The organism is Enterobacter sp. SA197 (assembly GCF_054131575.1).
Genome location: NZ_CP096393.1, coordinates 2,123,913 through 2,139,080, shown reverse-complemented (window position 1 = coordinate 2,139,080; position 15,168 = coordinate 2,123,913). Strand labels below are relative to the sequence as shown.

General features: G+C 51.0%; 14 protein-coding genes and 1 other RNA gene. 3 read left to right on the top strand and 12 right to left on the bottom strand.

The window, feature by feature from the left end; all coding sequences use genetic code 11:
• Positions 1-9: 9 nt before the first annotated feature.
• The 5 genes from sufB to zinT form a co-directional block, all read right to left on the bottom strand.
• A complete protein-coding gene (sufB, locus tag M1D91_RS09875; RefSeq protein ID WP_437430420.1) occupies positions 10-1,494 on the bottom strand; it encodes a Fe-S cluster assembly protein SufB in 1,485 nt (494 codons plus the stop codon).
• An 8-nt stretch (positions 1,495-1,502) separates the two neighbouring features.
• The gene (sufA, locus tag M1D91_RS09870; protein WP_437430419.1) at positions 1,503-1,871 is read right to left on the bottom strand and encodes a Fe-S cluster assembly scaffold SufA; all 369 of its coding nucleotides are present in this window, start codon (positions 1,869-1,871) and stop codon (positions 1,503-1,505) included.
• Positions 1,872-2,258: 387 nt separating this feature from the next.
• Positions 2,259-2,504, bottom strand: coding sequence for a DUF1272 domain-containing protein (locus M1D91_RS09865; protein WP_437430418.1), 246 nt, complete (start codon positions 2,502-2,504; stop codon positions 2,259-2,261).
• A gap of 130 nt (positions 2,505-2,634) precedes the next feature.
• Complete coding sequence (gene leuE / locus M1D91_RS09860) at positions 2,635-3,273, bottom strand: leucine efflux protein LeuE (protein ID WP_437430417.1); 639 nt, start codon at positions 3,271-3,273, stop codon at positions 2,635-2,637.
• 112 nt (positions 3,274-3,385) lie between these two features.
• On the bottom strand, positions 3,386-4,036 hold the full coding sequence (gene zinT, locus M1D91_RS09855) for a metal-binding protein ZinT (RefSeq protein WP_437430416.1): 651 nt from the start codon (positions 4,034-4,036) through the stop codon (positions 3,386-3,388).
• A 177-nt stretch (positions 4,037-4,213) separates the two neighbouring features.
• Between zinT and M1D91_RS09850 the strand changes: the two genes are divergently transcribed.
• On the top strand, positions 4,214-4,423 hold the full coding sequence (locus M1D91_RS09850) for a hypothetical protein (RefSeq protein WP_437430415.1): 210 nt from the start codon (positions 4,214-4,216) through the stop codon (positions 4,421-4,423).
• Between the two features lie 175 nt (positions 4,424-4,598).
• Here M1D91_RS09850 and lpxP read toward each other — a convergent pair whose 3' ends face one another.
• The 3 genes from lpxP to ydiJ form a co-directional block, all read right to left on the bottom strand.
• A complete protein-coding gene (gene lpxP, locus M1D91_RS09845) occupies positions 4,599-5,516 on the bottom strand; it encodes a kdo(2)-lipid IV(A) palmitoleoyltransferase (RefSeq protein ID WP_437430414.1) in 918 nt (305 codons plus the stop codon).
• 867 nt (positions 5,517-6,383) lie between these two features.
• Positions 6,384-6,797, bottom strand: coding sequence for a 1,4-dihydroxy-2-naphthoyl-CoA hydrolase (gene menI / locus M1D91_RS09840; RefSeq protein WP_437430413.1), 414 nt, complete (start codon positions 6,795-6,797; stop codon positions 6,384-6,386).
• Positions 6,794-9,850, bottom strand: coding sequence for a D-2-hydroxyglutarate dehydrogenase YdiJ (ydiJ, locus tag M1D91_RS09835; protein ID WP_437430412.1), 3,057 nt, complete (start codon positions 9,848-9,850; stop codon positions 6,794-6,796). Before ydiJ ends, menI begins: the two co-directional genes overlap by 4 nt.
• A 192-nt stretch (positions 9,851-10,042) precedes the next feature.
• Between ydiJ and ydiK the strand changes: the two genes are divergently transcribed.
• Together ydiK and rprA are read left to right on the top strand one after the other, a co-directional pair.
• Positions 10,043-11,155 (top strand): AI-2E family transporter YdiK, encoded by a 1,113-nt coding sequence (ydiK, locus tag M1D91_RS09830; RefSeq protein WP_437430411.1) that lies wholly within the window; start codon positions 10,043-10,045, stop codon positions 11,153-11,155.
• 189 nt (positions 11,156-11,344) lie between these two features.
• Positions 11,345-11,452: antisense sRNA RprA (rprA, locus tag M1D91_RS09825), an RNA gene on the top strand.
• A gap of 257 nt (positions 11,453-11,709) precedes the next feature.
• Here the strand turns inward: rprA and M1D91_RS09820 are convergent.
• From M1D91_RS09820 to ppsA, 4 genes are all read right to left on the bottom strand, one after another.
• Positions 11,710-11,946: a hypothetical protein gene (locus tag M1D91_RS09820; protein ID WP_437430410.1), complete on the bottom strand. Its 237-nt coding sequence runs from the start codon at positions 11,944-11,946 to the stop codon at positions 11,710-11,712.
• Positions 11,947-11,960: 14 nt separating this feature from the next.
• Positions 11,961-12,164, bottom strand: a complete 204-nt coding sequence (locus M1D91_RS09815) for a hypothetical protein (protein WP_437430409.1) — start codon at positions 12,162-12,164, stop codon at positions 11,961-11,963.
• A 44-nt stretch (positions 12,165-12,208) separates the two neighbouring features.
• Complete coding sequence (locus M1D91_RS09810) at positions 12,209-12,397, bottom strand: hypothetical protein (RefSeq protein ID WP_437430408.1); 189 nt, start codon at positions 12,395-12,397, stop codon at positions 12,209-12,211.
• Between the two features lie 231 nt (positions 12,398-12,628).
• Positions 12,629-15,007: a phosphoenolpyruvate synthase gene (ppsA, locus tag M1D91_RS09805; RefSeq protein WP_437430407.1), complete on the bottom strand. Its 2,379-nt coding sequence runs from the start codon at positions 15,005-15,007 to the stop codon at positions 12,629-12,631.
• Between the last annotated feature and the right edge of the window lie 161 nt (positions 15,008-15,168).

The following is a 15,168-nucleotide window of genomic DNA, read 5'->3' as shown; positions in this document are numbered from 1 at the left end:
CCTTAATCCTTAACCGACGCTGTGTTCAAGGCTGATAGCCAGCAGTTTTTGCGCTTCAACGGCAAACTCCAGTGGCAGCTCGGAGAATACGTCCTTACAGAAGCCATTGACGATCATCGAAATGGCGTCGTCCTCACTGATGCCACGCTGCAGGCAGTAGAACAGCTGGTCTTCCCCAATACGTGATGTGGTTGCTTCGTGCTCCAGTTGGGCCGTATTGTTCCGACACTCAACGTAGGGGAAGGTATGTGCGCCACAATCCGGGCCTATCAGCATTGAGTCACACTGGGTAAAGTTACGGGCATTGGTGGCACCAGGCATGATTTTCACCAGGCCACGGTAGCTGTTCTGGCTCTTACCGGCAGAGATCCCCTTGGAGATGATGGTCGATTTGGTATTTTTACCAATGTGGATCATTTTGGTCCCGGTATCCGCCTGCTGGTGACCACTGGTCAGCGCAACCGAGAAAAATTCACCGATGGAGTTATCGCCCCGAAGGATACAGCTGGGGTACTTCCACGTGATAGCCGAGCCGGTTTCCGACTGAGTCCACGACATTTTGCTGTTTTCACCTTCGCAAAGCGCACGCTTGGTAACGAAGTTCAGAATGCCGCCGGTGTTGTTATCACCCGGGAACCAGTTTTGCACGGTTGAATATTTCACCTCCGCGTCGCGATGGATGATCACTTCCACCACCGCCGCATGGAGCTGATAACTGTCTCGTACGGGCGCAGAACAGCCTTCGATATAGCTTACGTAGCTGCCTTCATCGGCCACCAGTATGGTGCGCTCAAACTGCCCGGTTTTTTCCGCATTGATGCGAAAATAGGTGGACAGTTCCATCGGGCACCGTACTCCCTTGGGTATGTAAATAAATGTGCCATCAGACGCCACGGCAGCGTTCAGGGCGGCGAAGAAGTTGTCGTTTGAGGGAACAACCGTACCCAGATATTTCTTCACCAGTTCCGGATGATCGTGGATGGCTTCGCCGAACGAGCAGAAAATAATCCCCTGCTCAGACAGTTTTTCCCGGTATGTTGTCGCCACAGAAACCGAGTCAAAAATAGCGTCAACCGCCACTTCTCTCCCTTCACGTACCGGCACGCCGAGCTGATTAAAGGCCTCTTCCACCTCTTCTGTAAGCCAGGCATTGGCATTGGTTTGCTGCACAGCGCCAGGCTGCGAGGCGCAGGAATCATCGCAACTGCCGCAGGAGGGTGCGGAGTAGTAACTGTAATCCTGATAGTCCAGCTTGTCGTAGTGGGCTTTAAGCCAGTGCGGTTCGTCCATTTCAAGCCAGGCGCGGAAGGCGTTAAGGCGGAACTCCAGCATCCATTCAGGTTCATTACGTTTAGCTGATATGGCGCGCACAACCTCTTCGTTAATGCCTTTCGCCAGTTCATCAGTGTTCAGCCGGGTGAAAAAACCCTCTTTATAGTTGAGGTTCCCGGTCCAGGTTTTGACATCGTCAGTTGCTTCAGTATTACGAGACATAGTACCGCCTATACCCCAAAGCTTTCGCCGCAGCCACATTCGTTCTGCGCTTTAGGGTTATTGAATTTGAACAGCTGGTTTAACCCTTCCCGCACGTAATCCACTTCGGTGCCGTCGATAAACGGCATAGCCTGAAGCGGCACATAGAGCCGGGCGCCCTCATTTTCAAAGAGCAGATCATCTTTTGCAGGTTCACTGACCGTATCCAGCACGTAACCAAAGCCTGCACAACCGGTTTGCTTGATACCCAGTCTTACGCCAAGCAGTTCGGGCTGCTTTTGCATCAGTGCGCGAATATGTTCAGCCGCCGCTGGCGTCATGGTGAGGCCACGCCAGCTAAAGTCGGCCGGATTAAAAGTTTCTGATTGCGTTACCATGGGACTACCTCATGTCATAAAGCCTGAAAGGCATAACACTATGTTAGTGATAATGATTCTCACTTCAACCTCTATTCCGAAGGGTTATTCATGCTTTGCCCGTAATTTAAACCTCTGTATTAAGCATAGACCCTCCGGTGAGGCTTAACAGACATGTGAAGAATTGTTTAACAGACTGATAATTAATAGCTAATCATTAATGGGGCGGGCAAAAAGCAAAAACAAGTGAAGATGTATAGGCAATACCTATTTTTAGAATAGGCAGATAAAAATAGCGGGTGGGAAGAGCGTCAGCGCAGATAAAGGAGAACTGGATCACACTCTGAGAGTGTGTGGAGCGCGCCGGAACCCCTTCTGGACGAAGGGGATAAGCGTAACGCAGCGTATTTAGTGGGATTTCTTGCAGCCAAGCGGCTTAAAAATTCGCGTCGTTGAGGCGGGGTTATGCACTAACTTTTCAATAGCACGTCGCGGACGACTGACTAACTCACCGCCACAATTTGGGCACTGCATCCCGAGTCCTGAGGCACATTCGCGGCAAAATGTGCATTCAAATGAGCAGATGACGGCATCTTCACAGTCGCCCGGTAAATCGGTATCGCAGCATTCACATCCCGGTCTTAATTCGAGCATCGTCTGCACCTCAAGGTTGGTATGAGAAGGGGCAGCAAAAGAAATAGCAGATTTATTCCCATGCGAGAAGCGAAATCCGACCTGCCCCAACGCTGAGTTGCGCCAGAGAATTTTCTCCTCTCCCCCGTGGTCAGGATTGCAGCGTTGCCAGACGGGCAGCGAAGCCGACAAACAATAAACCAATGAGCGAATTGCCCAGTTTTGCCAGACGCTTTTTCGTCTTCACCAGTTGGGTAACGTAGGAGCCTGATACGATCAAAAAGCTGAAATAACAGATGCTAATCATCTCAAGCGTTACGCCGAGAATAAAAAAGGACATCCCGGGGTTTACGTAATGAATATCAATGAACTGTACAAAAAAAGAGACGTAAAACAGGATGGCTTTCGGGTTTGTGAGACTCAGAATCAGAGAGCGTCTGAAGATGTCTCCCTTCTGGATCTCGTGCTCCTCGCCGGCTGCGGCCCGACGAAACAGCGTACTGTAGAGCATTTTCAGCCCGAGCCAGAGCAGATAGATAGCGCCAAGATAGCGGACAATATTAAACAGTACCGGCGTTGTCTTAATCAGCGTAGCGACTCCGGCATAAGCGAGAAACATCAAAATAGCGTCGCCAAGAAAAACCCCTGTCGCCGCAACATAGCCATGTTTAAGCCCACCCGCGATGCTGGTTTTAAGCACAAAAAAGGTATTAGGGCCGGGCACCAGAATAATAAAGATGGCGCCAATGAAATAGGACCAGAAGCTAATCACACCATATTCGGCAAACACTTTTCCTCCTTGAACAACCTTCAGGGTTTTAACGGCGCGCCTATGCTACATAAAGCCAGAGCAATAAAAAAGCCCGCCGCAGCGAGCTTTATGGACAATGACCATCGGGAGATTAGTGATGGAGCATCTCGTCTACGACATCCTCTTTTTTTAACTGGTAAGGGTAGTACGTTGGCCAGTTGTCCATCTCTTCAAGCAGTGCAGCCTGAGAGGTGCTACCCATGAAAATATGGTAGTGGGCCGATTTACGTGGCGCGATGGTGTGATCGCTGAACTGCACGAATTTTGGTGCTTTACTGTTTGCATCCTTACATTCGAACAGGTAACGAACCCCCTTCTTACCGGAGGTATAGGTCAAAATTTTATAACCGGCATAATCGTACTTACAGCTGCTGACGTTCTCGCCAACATGGAATTCCATTATCCCATTCTCAATGCCAATGGTATCCACCTCAGTGGCATACCCTTTGCGATAGTAGGCTTTGATTGCATCAAAGGATTTACTTTTGTCTTTCTCCGCTTTCTTTTTAAAGACCGGATCGAGGTCGCCGCTTACCAGATACGGATAGACGGACTGCCATACACCGTCCCAGTCGGACAGTTTGCGATCCTTCACATCCGCATTATCAAACTCCCCTTCTGAGGCTTTCAGCTCTTTCTCAGTTAGCGGCACACCATGCGAATGATGTCCGTGAGAAAGTGCCTGACCACTTACCAGAAGTGCACTCAATGCGATGGCTAATTTTCCGAAATGACGTACCAAGATAAAACCCTCTTCCCGAGAAATGAGAGCAGAATGTTATATTATAACATTTCAATGATCAATATCTTGTTACAAGGCATTTATATGAGTGATGTCTGACTGGCAAGAGAAGTGATTCATGCTATAACCAGATGGTCATGTTTTAACCAACGCAGCCATTCCCAAGAGGCCTATTACATGTCTATTGCAAAAGCCCATAGCTTAAATCAGGCGTATCAACTGCTAAATTCTGGTAAGCAAAGAGAAGTAGAACTGGCATTTGATGTTGATGCGGATACCTTTTTTCAGCTTTCCGCTGAATATTGCGAGCAGGGTGCGAAAATCACCCGCCACGACAACCATTTCGTTATCCGGCGTAAAGGGCTGGCGATCCCCGCGCTCGACTAGTAGCAGCGGCCAGGGGCCGATGTATTCAGACTGGCGGTTGTACGCAGGTTAGCGATAATGCGCTGCCAGGTCTGAGGGAAACCTGACCGGCGCTGCTGGCAGCGCATTACGCAGTGGAGCGATGAAGTGGTTTCCTGGCCTGTCCAGTCCGCCTCTGCGGACTGGATGGCGTCATTCAGAGGTACAAAGACACTTCACCCAGGGGACGGGTTTTGAAGCGGCGATGGATCCAGAGGTACTGTTCAGGGGCTCGCAGAATTTCTCGTTCAATGATCTTATTTATGTACCGGGCGGCTTCGTGCTCATCCCGTGCGGGATAGTCGGTCAGGGCTCTGCCGATATGCAACTGGTAGCCGGAGCGATCGGCCTTACGAATCATCGTCACGGTCAACATGCTCGCACCTGAGAGGCGCGACAGGACATAGGTACCGTTAGTGGTGGCGGCGTCAGGTACGGAAAAGAACGGTGCAAATGTACTGCCCTTACGACCATAGTCCTGATCCGGCGCAAACCAGACGGCTTCCCCTTTTTTCAGTTCATTCACCAGGCCCTTAAGATTACGGCGGTCAATCATCGACTTGTTCGAGCGCATACGCCCCCGGGTCTGAACCCACTCCATCAGAGGATTGTTGTGTGGTCGGTAGGTCGCCATCATAGGCTGGCAGAGCCCCATCACCCGTCCGCCCAGCTCAAGAGACATGAAGTGCACGCCAACGACCATGACCCCTTTATGGCTCGCCTGCGCCTGCACCAGATTCTGATAGCCCTCAACATCAAACCAGCGACGCACACGGCTGTCGGGCCAGAACCAGGCCATACCCGTTTCAAATAACCCCATGCCCAGCGACATGAAGTTTTTTTCAATCATCGCTTCCCGTATTTCCGGTGTCATATCCGGGAAACATAACTCGAGGTTACGGCGGGCAATACGCTCACGGCGTTTCAGAAAGCGGCGGGAAAATTTACCGATGGTTTCTCCCAGACGGGATAAAACCGGATAAGGCAGTTGCACGAGCAACCAGAGCAGACCTAACCCGGCCCAGGTTACCCAATGACGCGGGTGCAAGAACGCCAGTTTGAATGAACTACGCATAATATTTACCTTAATACATGAGGATGTAGCGCTTAAGGAAAAAAAATGAATCACTTCATCCAGTCTTTATGCGTTACAGCATTTGGCTTTTTCTGACACCGAGATGGTGAGTTAAACCGCACACACTATACCATGAGGGTCGAGGAAAAGATGTAAAGAATGATGAATAAAATATGAACATTTACGTCAAATCAGGAATACCTGTAACGCAGTAATGTAATAGATTCATTTAAAAAATTATTAACACACGTTTATCAAAATGAATATATGTGAATTCTCACCTCCCTTTTTTATCTCGCACCCGGCTACATTGTTTGACGCCACCGGAATAACAGGCCGGACAGCATTCAGCCATCCCCACCGCCGGGGTGGTGCAGTTTGCAACGACTACTTTTATTGCACCTGCGCCACATCATTGAACGGGGTTACACATCAAGCGTAAAGGTTTACCCTTCATTGTTAAATGACGAATAACGTTGTCCGCGCAAATAAATGCTGATACCTGTTGATAACTGAGCATGTTTTAAAGTTTATGAGATTTACTATTCTCTTCATGACGGGTCGTAATCCCCACCCAAATAAAAATAGTATTTTTATATTATCACCTCAGTACCGACGCTGATAATAAAATCCTCTCTTTTTTAATTCCAGGAGGAAGATTATACAGTAAATGACGCTGGCAATAATATTATAGATTTTGGTGATAATACTTTTATTAATATTAATAAAACGGATATACCTGTTTTACGCTGGATTGTACTTTGCGAAAAAAACCCAGGCCTTCGCCTGGGTTGCTCGCATGGCGCCCTGTCATCAAGCCATGACAACAGGCTGGATATACTCTGCGCACTCCTCGCTGTCCCGCAATTACTCGATCACCGCCGTCGTCAGGCGCGATGAGCAGCACAGCTTGCCTTGATCATCGTAAACATCAATCTGCCAGACCTGATGCCGCCCTCCGGTATGAAGCGCGCGGCACACGCCACGTACACGTCCACTTTTCACGGCACGAACGTGGTTGGCGTTGACCTCAAGGCCCACCACGTTTTTATCGCCTTCGGTACAAAGATAGCCTGCCACCGATCCCAGGGTTTCCGCCAGCACCACGGATGCGCCGCCATGCAACAGGCCAAAGGGCTGACGGGTACGATTATCCACGGGCATCGTTGCTTCCAGGGTATCATCAGTGATGCGCTCGAAGCGGATATCCAGCAGGCCAACCATGTTGCCCTCCCGCATGCCGTTGAGAGCTTCAAGCGTGACCGCACGTTTCCAGATCATCCTATTATCTCCAGTAAGGCCTGCAGAGGGTGACGTACCCCGCTGCCTTCCACCCGCTTAACCTGGCTACGGCAGGAGTATCCCGTCGCGAGACAACGGCTGCGGGGAAGACGCTGCATTGCCTGATGCCATGAAAGCTCATAAATTCCGAGCGAATTAGCATGGTTTTTCACTTCATGCCCGTAGGTACCCGCCATGCCACAACACCCGACGCTGACGTTTTCCAGTTTTGCCCCTAACCGGGCGAAAATAGCTGCCCACTGCCCCGTAGACGCCGGCAATGCTGTCACCTCGGTACAGTGGCCAAATAAGTACCAGGACTCCCCGCTCACCGCACGAGGCGTGTTTTTGTCCAGCACCTGGGGCAACCATTCGTGTACCAGCATTACGTGGAAATCACCCCGTTTATCACCTAACACCTGTTTATACTCATCGCGGTAACAGAGCACCAGCGCCGGATCGACGCCGACCATTGGCATACCCAACTGCGCGACCCGATTGAGAAAATCTGAGGTTTTTTGCGCGGTTCTGGCAAAACGATGCAGGAAGCCTTTGATGTGCTGCGCCTTTCCATTGGGCGAGAAAGGCAGTACAACAGGTTGCAGACCCAGTTTTTCAATCAGGCGGACAAAATCGGCCACCACCTGCGCATCGTAATAGCTGGTGAAAGGATCCTGCACCACCAGCACGGTTTTCATCTTCTGTTCATCACTGAGCCGCTCCAGATCTTCAAGCGTCAGATTAGCGGAAGCATGACCCACCATCTGGCGTTGTAAGGAAGGGGCAGATAACAGCGGCAGGTCCACCATCCCGATATGTTTTTTCGACAGTGAACGCACCCACGGCTGGCTCAGGAAGAAGTTGAACGTCTTCGGGGCTCTCGCCATCAAGGGTGCATAGCTTTCAACCGTAGCCACCAGATGATCGCGCACCGGACGCAGGTAACGCGTGTGATAAAGCTGCAAAAAACGGGAGCGGAAATCGGGAACGTCGATTTTGATAGGGCACTGCGTTGAACAGGCCTTACAGGCGAGACATCCGGACATCGCCTCTTTCACTTCGTGAGAAAAATCGTATTCCCCTTTACGGGCATGCCAGCTGTTACGGGTACGTTCAATCAGCAGTCGCAGGCTGGCACGTTTTTCCGGTATCTCTTTTTCGAGTTTAACAGGATCGACACCGCGATCGGCGAGCAAACGGAGCCATTCGCGCACCAGGGTGGCACGCCCTTTTGGCGAGTGGATGCGGTTGCCCGTAATTTTCATTGACGGACACATCGGGCTTTTTGCATCAAAGTTAAAGCACAACCCGTTACCGTTACACTCCATCGCGCCGCGCCAGGTGGTCCGCACCGAGATAGGGATTTGCCGATCAAAGTGGCCACGTTTCACGTCGTCCACCTGCTTCATCGGCGCATCAACCCCTTCAGGGGGACATATTTTACCCGGGTTAAGGCGGTTATGCGGATCGAATGCTGCTTTTACTTTTCGCAGCTCGGCATAGAGTTGCTCGCCAAAAAACGCCGGGCTGTACTCTGCGCGAAAACCTTTACCGTGCTCACCCCACAACAAACCGCCATATCTGGCGGTCAGAGCCACAACATCGTCGGAGATAGACTTCATGAGTATCTCCTGTTGCGGATCGCACATATCCAGTGCCGGACGCACATGTAATACGCCCGCATCCACATGGCCGAACATGCCATAGCTGAGGCCGTGGCTATCCAGCAGTGCGCGAAACTCAACGATATAATCGGCCAGTTGCTCCGGGGGCACGCAGGTGTCTTCCGCAAAGGGAATAGGTTTGGCGGCCCCTTTCGCATTCCCCAGCAGACCCACCGCTTTCTTACGCATAGCATAAATTCGCTCGATACCCGCCAGGTCGTCGCAGCGCTGCCAGCCAATCACGCCCCCTTCACCCTCTTCCATCAACGCATTAAGCCGCTGACAAAGCGAAGTTACCTGGTTTTCAATAAGCGCTTCATCATCGCCGGCGAATTCCACGATGTTGAGGCCCAGCAACGTCTTATCCGGTACATCAGTAATAAGATCCTTCACCGAATGCCAGACGATATCTTCGCGGGCAAGATTGAGCACTTTTGAATCGACGGTTTCAACCGACAACGCACGGGCATCCACCATAAAAGGCGCATTGCGCAGCGCAGAATCAAAAGAGTCATATTTGACGTTAACCAGACGGCGAACTTTCGGCAGAGGCGTAATATCCAGACGGGCCTCGGTGATCAACGCGAGCGTCCCTTCAGAGCCGGTAAGCACACGGGTCAAATCGAATTCGGTCATCTCATCATTGAAGACGTGACGCAGGTCATAACCTGTCAGAAAGCGGTTTAGCTTAGGGAATTTTTCAATAATCAGTTCACGATTTTCGAGACAGCGCTCAAACACCGTCCGATAAATTCTTCCCACCGTGGTATTCGCACGGCCAAGGGTTTTCGCCAGCTCAACCGGCATCGCCTGGGTATCAAGAATATCCCCCCCCAGCAGCACTGCACGCACGCCAAGAACATGGTCTGAGGTTTTGCCATATACCAGCGACCCCTGTCCAGAAGCATCGGTGTTAATCATGCCACCGAGAGTGGCGCGGTTACTGGTGGATAACTCCGGGGCAAAAAAGAAACCATAGGGTTTAAGGTATTGGTTGAGCTGATCTTTAATCACGCCCGCTTCGACCCGCACCCACCCTTCTTCCGGGTTTATCTCAATAATGCGGTTCATATAGCGCGACATATCAACGATGATGCCCTGGTTTAATGCCTGACCATTGGTGCCGGTCCCGCCGCCACGAGGGGTAAAAACCAGAGACTGAAAGCGCGCATCTGTTGCCAGACGGGCTATCAAAGCGACATCAGAAGTGGAACGGGGAAAAACGACCGCATCGGGTAACAACTGGTAAATACTGTTGTCCGTCGCCATCGTCAGCCTGTCGGCATAACTTGTCGCGGTATCGCCTGTAAAACCTTGTTGCTCCAGTGCCTGTAAAAAATTCAGCACCAATTGAACGACGCCTGGTGCCTGAGAAATCTGTGGGATCATTACTCTTGACCCTGCCTGACTGTTAGAGTTGTGAATAGTTAATCGTTTGCTTGCAGCATCCCACGTTGTATCACATTTTTTTCTTATGCGCCCACCAGAATTACGGGCAGAATCGCTCTGTCCAAACGCGCTGAAATCATCAATCATAGTCTTTCGCGCTTTTTCATCACCCTTCAAAGGTAAATACGTCTTATGGCCTTTCAAACGCAATCCAGGGATGTACCGCAGGTCATGCTGTCGGTACTGTTCCTGGCCCTTATGATCGTCGCCTGTTTGTGGGTAGTTCGTCCTTTTGTGCTGGGCTTCGCCTGGGCCGGAACAGTGGTCATTGCAACCTGGCCCGTACTTATCCGCCTGCAACGGATCCTTTTTGGACGCCGCTCGCTGGCGGTCATTGCCATGACACTCATCTTAACGCTGCTGTTTATCATTCCGGTGGCGCTTCTGGTAAACAGTCTGGTGGACTCCAGCGGCCCGGTTATCGGTGCTGTGACCTCAGGAGAACTCACCCCGCCTGACCTCGACTGGTTAAACAGCATTCCTCTTTTTGGCGATAAGTTATACAACGGCTGGCACAGCCTTCTGGATATGGGTGGCAGCGCAATCCTTGCCAAAGTCCGGCCTTATGTAGGAACGACCACCACATGGTTCGTTGGTCAGGCCGCGCATATTGGGCGTTTTTTGCTCCATTGTGGTCTGATGTTAGTCTTCAGCGCCCTGCTCTACTGGCGTGGTGAGCGCGTGGCAGAAGGTATTCGTCACTTTGCTTTCCGCCTTGCCGCCCACCGCGGCGATGCGGCTGTCCTGCTCGCCGGTCAGGCCATCCGCGCGGTTGCACTCGGCGTGGTGGTCACGGCGCTGGTGCAGGCGGTGCTTGGCGGGATCGGCCTTGCGGTCAGCGGCATCCCCTATGCCACCCTCTTTACGGTAATTATGTTGATGACCTGTCTTATCCAGCTCGGGCCGCTCATTGTGCTGGTTCCGGCGGTTATCTGGCTTTACTGGAGCGGGGATTCAACATGGGGGACAGTACTGCTGGTCTGGAGCTGCGTGGTCGGCACCCTTGACAATTTTATACGGCCGCTACTGATTCGTATGGGTGCCGATCTTCCGTTAATCCTGATTCTTTCGGGGGTCATTGGCGGGCTGGTCGCCTTCGGTATGATTGGCCTGTTTATTGGCCCGGTATTACTTGCGGTAAGCTGGCGCCTGTTTTCGGCCTGGGTCAATGAAGTGCCGGCTCCGGGTCCTGTCAGCAGTGAAGTGCTCAGCGCCCCTGTCGAAAATAATAAACTCCCTCAGTAATATCCGGCGGGGAAACCCGCCTTTTTGGTTTTACTATTAAGCACTGCTAATCAATTATTTTAACCGTTATGCCGATTCATGCCGCCTGTGTGCCTTAATTCGCTTTCTTCGCCGCAAATTCGTTACGGACGTTAAACTAATGAGACGAATCTGATCGACGCAAAAAATCGAGATGCCTACTATTAGCTCACGGTTATAAATCAACGCATTGATTTATAAGCATGGAAATCCCCTGAGTGAAACAACGAATTGCTGTGTGTAGTCTTTGCCCATCTCCCACGATGGGCTTTTTTTTATGTAAAATTAGCGAACTGGAATCATAAGCCTGACCAGAAGTGCGTGTCGGGTACGTGCGCTGTGCGAACTTCATACAAAAAAAGAATTTCGCTGCCAAAAATATATTCAAAAACAATGCGTTTTTCCATTAAGCACCTCATTTCACCCCACATCGTCATCTTCGCCCACCCTGTGCCCGTTCCCATCCTTATGCTTTCTCAACGTCACGCGGCACGTTAACTTTCGCGGGTCATATCTCAAGCATATTCGCCCTGTTATCACGCCTGCGCGAAATACTGCATAAGACTTCCAGCAAACCAGGCATTATCCTGCCCGAATTTTTCGGGTGTGCAGCACTGCGCTTCGGGTATGATATTTGCCTCAATTATCATTATGAATTCTGTATACGTAACCGTCCTCACTGCCGTTTCGGACATGGATTTCATTTTTACCCCGGCATAGGATTTCAGCGCCAGGCTCAGGGGATAAAAATAATACTGTTTTGCATCACTCATTCAGTCAGCGGAATTTAAATCGTAATATGTAACTTATTGAGGGTTATTTCGCACTCATCCATGAAACGGTTATACGCCGCTTGCGAAGGCTGAAGAAAAACATGCTCACCGGATTTACATAGTTTTTCGATTTCAGCGGCATAGCGCGAATCTGACGCGCCCACTTCCGCCAGCCGCGCAATAAGGGCGTGAAGAGTATCTCTCTGATAAAAATACATTATTTGCTCCCTGCAATTTCAGATCCTGCGTTCCGACAGTTATTTTAACTGGAACTCGCTTTCGCGGCACAATAGCCGTTGTCCACAATGGCACCAATGGGCAGGTAATCCAGAACCAGATGCGCCGTGGAGGTCTCCTGCCCGTGGCAGGCTTTAATATGCTCGTTATACGATGCACACCCATTAAGTCCAAGGCAGCCCACCAGGACGAGCAACAACAATTGCCGTTTCATAATTCGTACTCTTTTAATTAACAGTGAATTCCACACTTCATTAACAAATGTGGCAAGAATATCGCGCCTGCTTTAATTAAGAAGAATCTCAATAAAGTTCGCGAATTCTAATCTGCTCACGTGCAATATTTTAAGTAACACGTGCTGAAAAACATTTTGTTTCATCCCCGAATGGATTTCGCCCATAAAAAAACCCCATCACCAGAGGTGACGGGGTTTGCCTGAGCTGAATTATTTCTTCAGTTCAGCAAGACTTAACCAGGTTTGCACGACGGTATCCGGGTTCAGGGAGAGGCTGTCTATCCCCTCTTCCATCAGCCATGCCGCAAAGTCCTCATGGTCAGAAGGACCCTGCCCGCAGATACCTACATATTTACCCTGTTTTTTGGCGGCACGAATTGCCATTGAGAGCAGCGCTTTCACCGCATCGTTACGTTCGTCGAACAATTCAGACACAACACCAGAGTCACGATCCAGACCAAGCGCAAGCTGCGTCATATCATTCGAACCGATAGAGAAGCCGTCGAAATATTCGAGGAACTGGTCGGCCAGCAGGGCGTTCGAGGGGATTTCGCACATCATGATTATCTTCAGGCCATTCTCGCCTCGCTTAAGTCCCTGACGCGCCAGCTCCTCCACCACCGCTTTTGCCTGCTCTACGGTACGCACAAAGGGCACCATAATCTCGACGTTAGTCAGGCCCATCTCGTTGCGCACGCGTTTCACCGCCTCACACTCCAGCGCAAAGCAGTCTCGGAAGCTTTCGGCCACGTAACGGCCTGCCCCGCGGAAGCCCAGCATCGGGTTCTCTTCCTCAGGCTCATAGCGCTCGCCACCTACCAGGTTGGCGTATTCGTTGGACTTAAAGTCAGACAACCGCACAATTACCCGTTTCGGGTAAAACGCCGCCCCCAGGGTTGAAATGCCCTCAGTCAGTCTGCCGACATAAAACTCCTTCGGCGAATCGTAGCCTTTCATCAGCTCCCGGATTTCATTCTGCAGTTTCGCGTCCTGAGCATCGAACTCCAGCAGCGCACGTGGGTGGACGCCGATCATCCTGTTGATAATGAACTCCAGGCGAGCCAGGCCCACTCCTTCGTTTGGCAGGCAGGCAAAATCAAATGCCCTGTCCGGGTTGCCGACGTTCATCATGATCTTCAGCGGTAGCGGTGGCATTTCATCAATACTTGAACTTTTTACGCTGAAATCCAGCATATCGGCATAGACGTAACCGGTATCGCCTTCAGCGCAAGAGACGGTGACGTTTTCACCCTCTTTGATGCGATCCGTTGCATCGCCACAGCCCACCACCGCCGGGATCCCCAGTTCACGGGCAATAATCGCCGCATGGCAGGTTCGACCGCCCCGGTTAGTCACAATCGCCGAGGCCTTTTTCATGATCGGTTCCCAGTCAGGGTCAGTCATGTCCGTCACCAGTACATCGCCGGGTTCAATCCGGTTCATTTCACTGATGTCATGGATAACCTTTACCGGCCCCGCGCCAATGCGATGGCCGATAGCACGCCCTTCGGCAATAATCTTGCCCTGGGCGTGTAACGTATAACGTTCCATGACCTTGCCGCGAGAGCGAACCGTTTCCGGACGAGCCTGGACAATAAACAGCTTGCCGGTATGACCATCCTTCGCCCATTCGATATCCATCGGACGCTGGTAATGTTTCTCAATTTCGACCGCCTGCTTCGCCAGCTCCTGGACTTCGCTGTCGGTCAAAGAGAAGCGGTCACGATCGGCCTGCTCCACATCCTCAATGCGAACCTGTTTACCGTGCTCCTGGGTTGGCGCATAGACCATACGGATTTTTTTAGACCCCATGGTGCGGCGCACAATGGCCGGGCGGTTGGCCGCAAGCGTCGGCTTGTGAACATAAAACTCATCCGGGTTAACGGCCCCCTGCACGACCATTTCACCTAAACCAAAGGCTGAGGTGATAAAGACCACCTGGTCAAAGCCGGACTCGGTATCAATAGAGAACATCACTCCCGCCGCGCCGATGTCTGAGCGGACCATACGCTGAACGCCGGCTGAGAGAGCCACACCACGATGATCGTACCCCTGATGTACCCGGTACGAGATGGCCCTGTCGTTAAACAGCGAGGCAAAAACATGTTTTACCGCTACCAGAACGGCGTCATAACCCTGCACGTTCAGGAAAGTTTCCTGCTGACCTGCAAAAGAGGCATCCGGCATATCTTCAGCGGTGGCGGAGGAGCGCACCGCGAAGGAGGCCATTTCATCATCAGCGGATAATGTGGCATAAGCCTTGTGAATAGCCTCTTCAAATTCTGGCTGGAACGGGGTATCAACAATCCACTGACGGATCTGCGTACCGGCTTGCGCCAGTGCGGTCACATCGTCGATGTCCGTTTTATCCAGCAGGTCATAGATGCGCTGATTCAGACCACTTTGCTCAAGAAACTGATTAAAAGCATCGGCAGTAGTAGCAAAGCCATTAGGTACGGAAACGCCCATACCTGAAAGATGGGTGATCATTTCACCAAGAGAGGCATTTTTGCCCCCCACTCTGTCAACATCATTCATGCCGAGTTGGTCATACCAAAGCACCAGTGGAGACGAGCCATTATTGGACATCGAAACAATCCTTTTGTGATATTGAATGGATAATTAACGCTCGGAGTACGAAGGCATCCTGACATAATTGCGCGGTTGAAAAAAACGGTGAATCGTTCAAGCAAATTTATTTTTTATCTTTTCGGACAGTTTAACGCCGATTCTCAGGCTACTGATTGTCA

What these genes read in the sequence shown, in the direction of transcription:
- ydiJ (WP_437430412.1), bottom strand. Translation starts at nt 9,850, where the DNA reads ATGATCCCACAGATTTCTCAGGCACCAGGCGTCGTTCAATTGGTGCTG.
- M1D91_RS09810 (WP_437430408.1), bottom strand. Translation starts at nt 12,397, where the DNA reads ATGAAACGGCAATTGTTGTTGCTCGTCCTGGTGGGCTGCCTTGGACTT.
- ydiK (WP_437430411.1), top strand. Translation starts at nt 10,043, where the DNA reads ATGGCCTTTCAAACGCAATCCAGGGATGTACCGCAGGTCATGCTGTCG.
- M1D91_RS09815 (WP_437430409.1), bottom strand. Translation starts at nt 12,164, where the DNA reads ATGTATTTTTATCAGAGAGATACTCTTCACGCCCTTATTGCGCGGCTG.
- M1D91_RS09865 (WP_437430418.1), bottom strand. Translation starts at nt 2,504, where the DNA reads ATGCTCGAATTAAGACCGGGATGTGAATGCTGCGATACCGATTTACCG.
- M1D91_RS09820 (WP_437430410.1), bottom strand. Translation starts at nt 11,946, where the DNA reads ATGAGTGATGCAAAACAGTATTATTTTTATCCCCTGAGCCTGGCGCTG.
- lpxP (WP_437430414.1), bottom strand. Translation starts at nt 5,516, where the DNA reads ATGCGTAGTTCATTCAAACTGGCGTTCTTGCACCCGCGTCATTGGGTA.
- sufA (WP_437430419.1), bottom strand. Translation starts at nt 1,871, where the DNA reads ATGGTAACGCAATCAGAAACTTTTAATCCGGCCGACTTTAGCTGGCGT.
- menI (WP_437430413.1), bottom strand. Translation starts at nt 6,797, where the DNA reads ATGATCTGGAAACGTGCGGTCACGCTTGAAGCTCTCAACGGCATGCGG.
- ppsA (WP_437430407.1), bottom strand. Translation starts at nt 15,007, where the DNA reads ATGTCCAATAATGGCTCGTCTCCACTGGTGCTTTGGTATGACCAACTC.
- M1D91_RS09850 (WP_437430415.1), top strand. Translation starts at nt 4,214, where the DNA reads ATGTCTATTGCAAAAGCCCATAGCTTAAATCAGGCGTATCAACTGCTA.
- sufB (WP_437430420.1), bottom strand. Translation starts at nt 1,494, where the DNA reads ATGTCTCGTAATACTGAAGCAACTGACGATGTCAAAACCTGGACCGGG.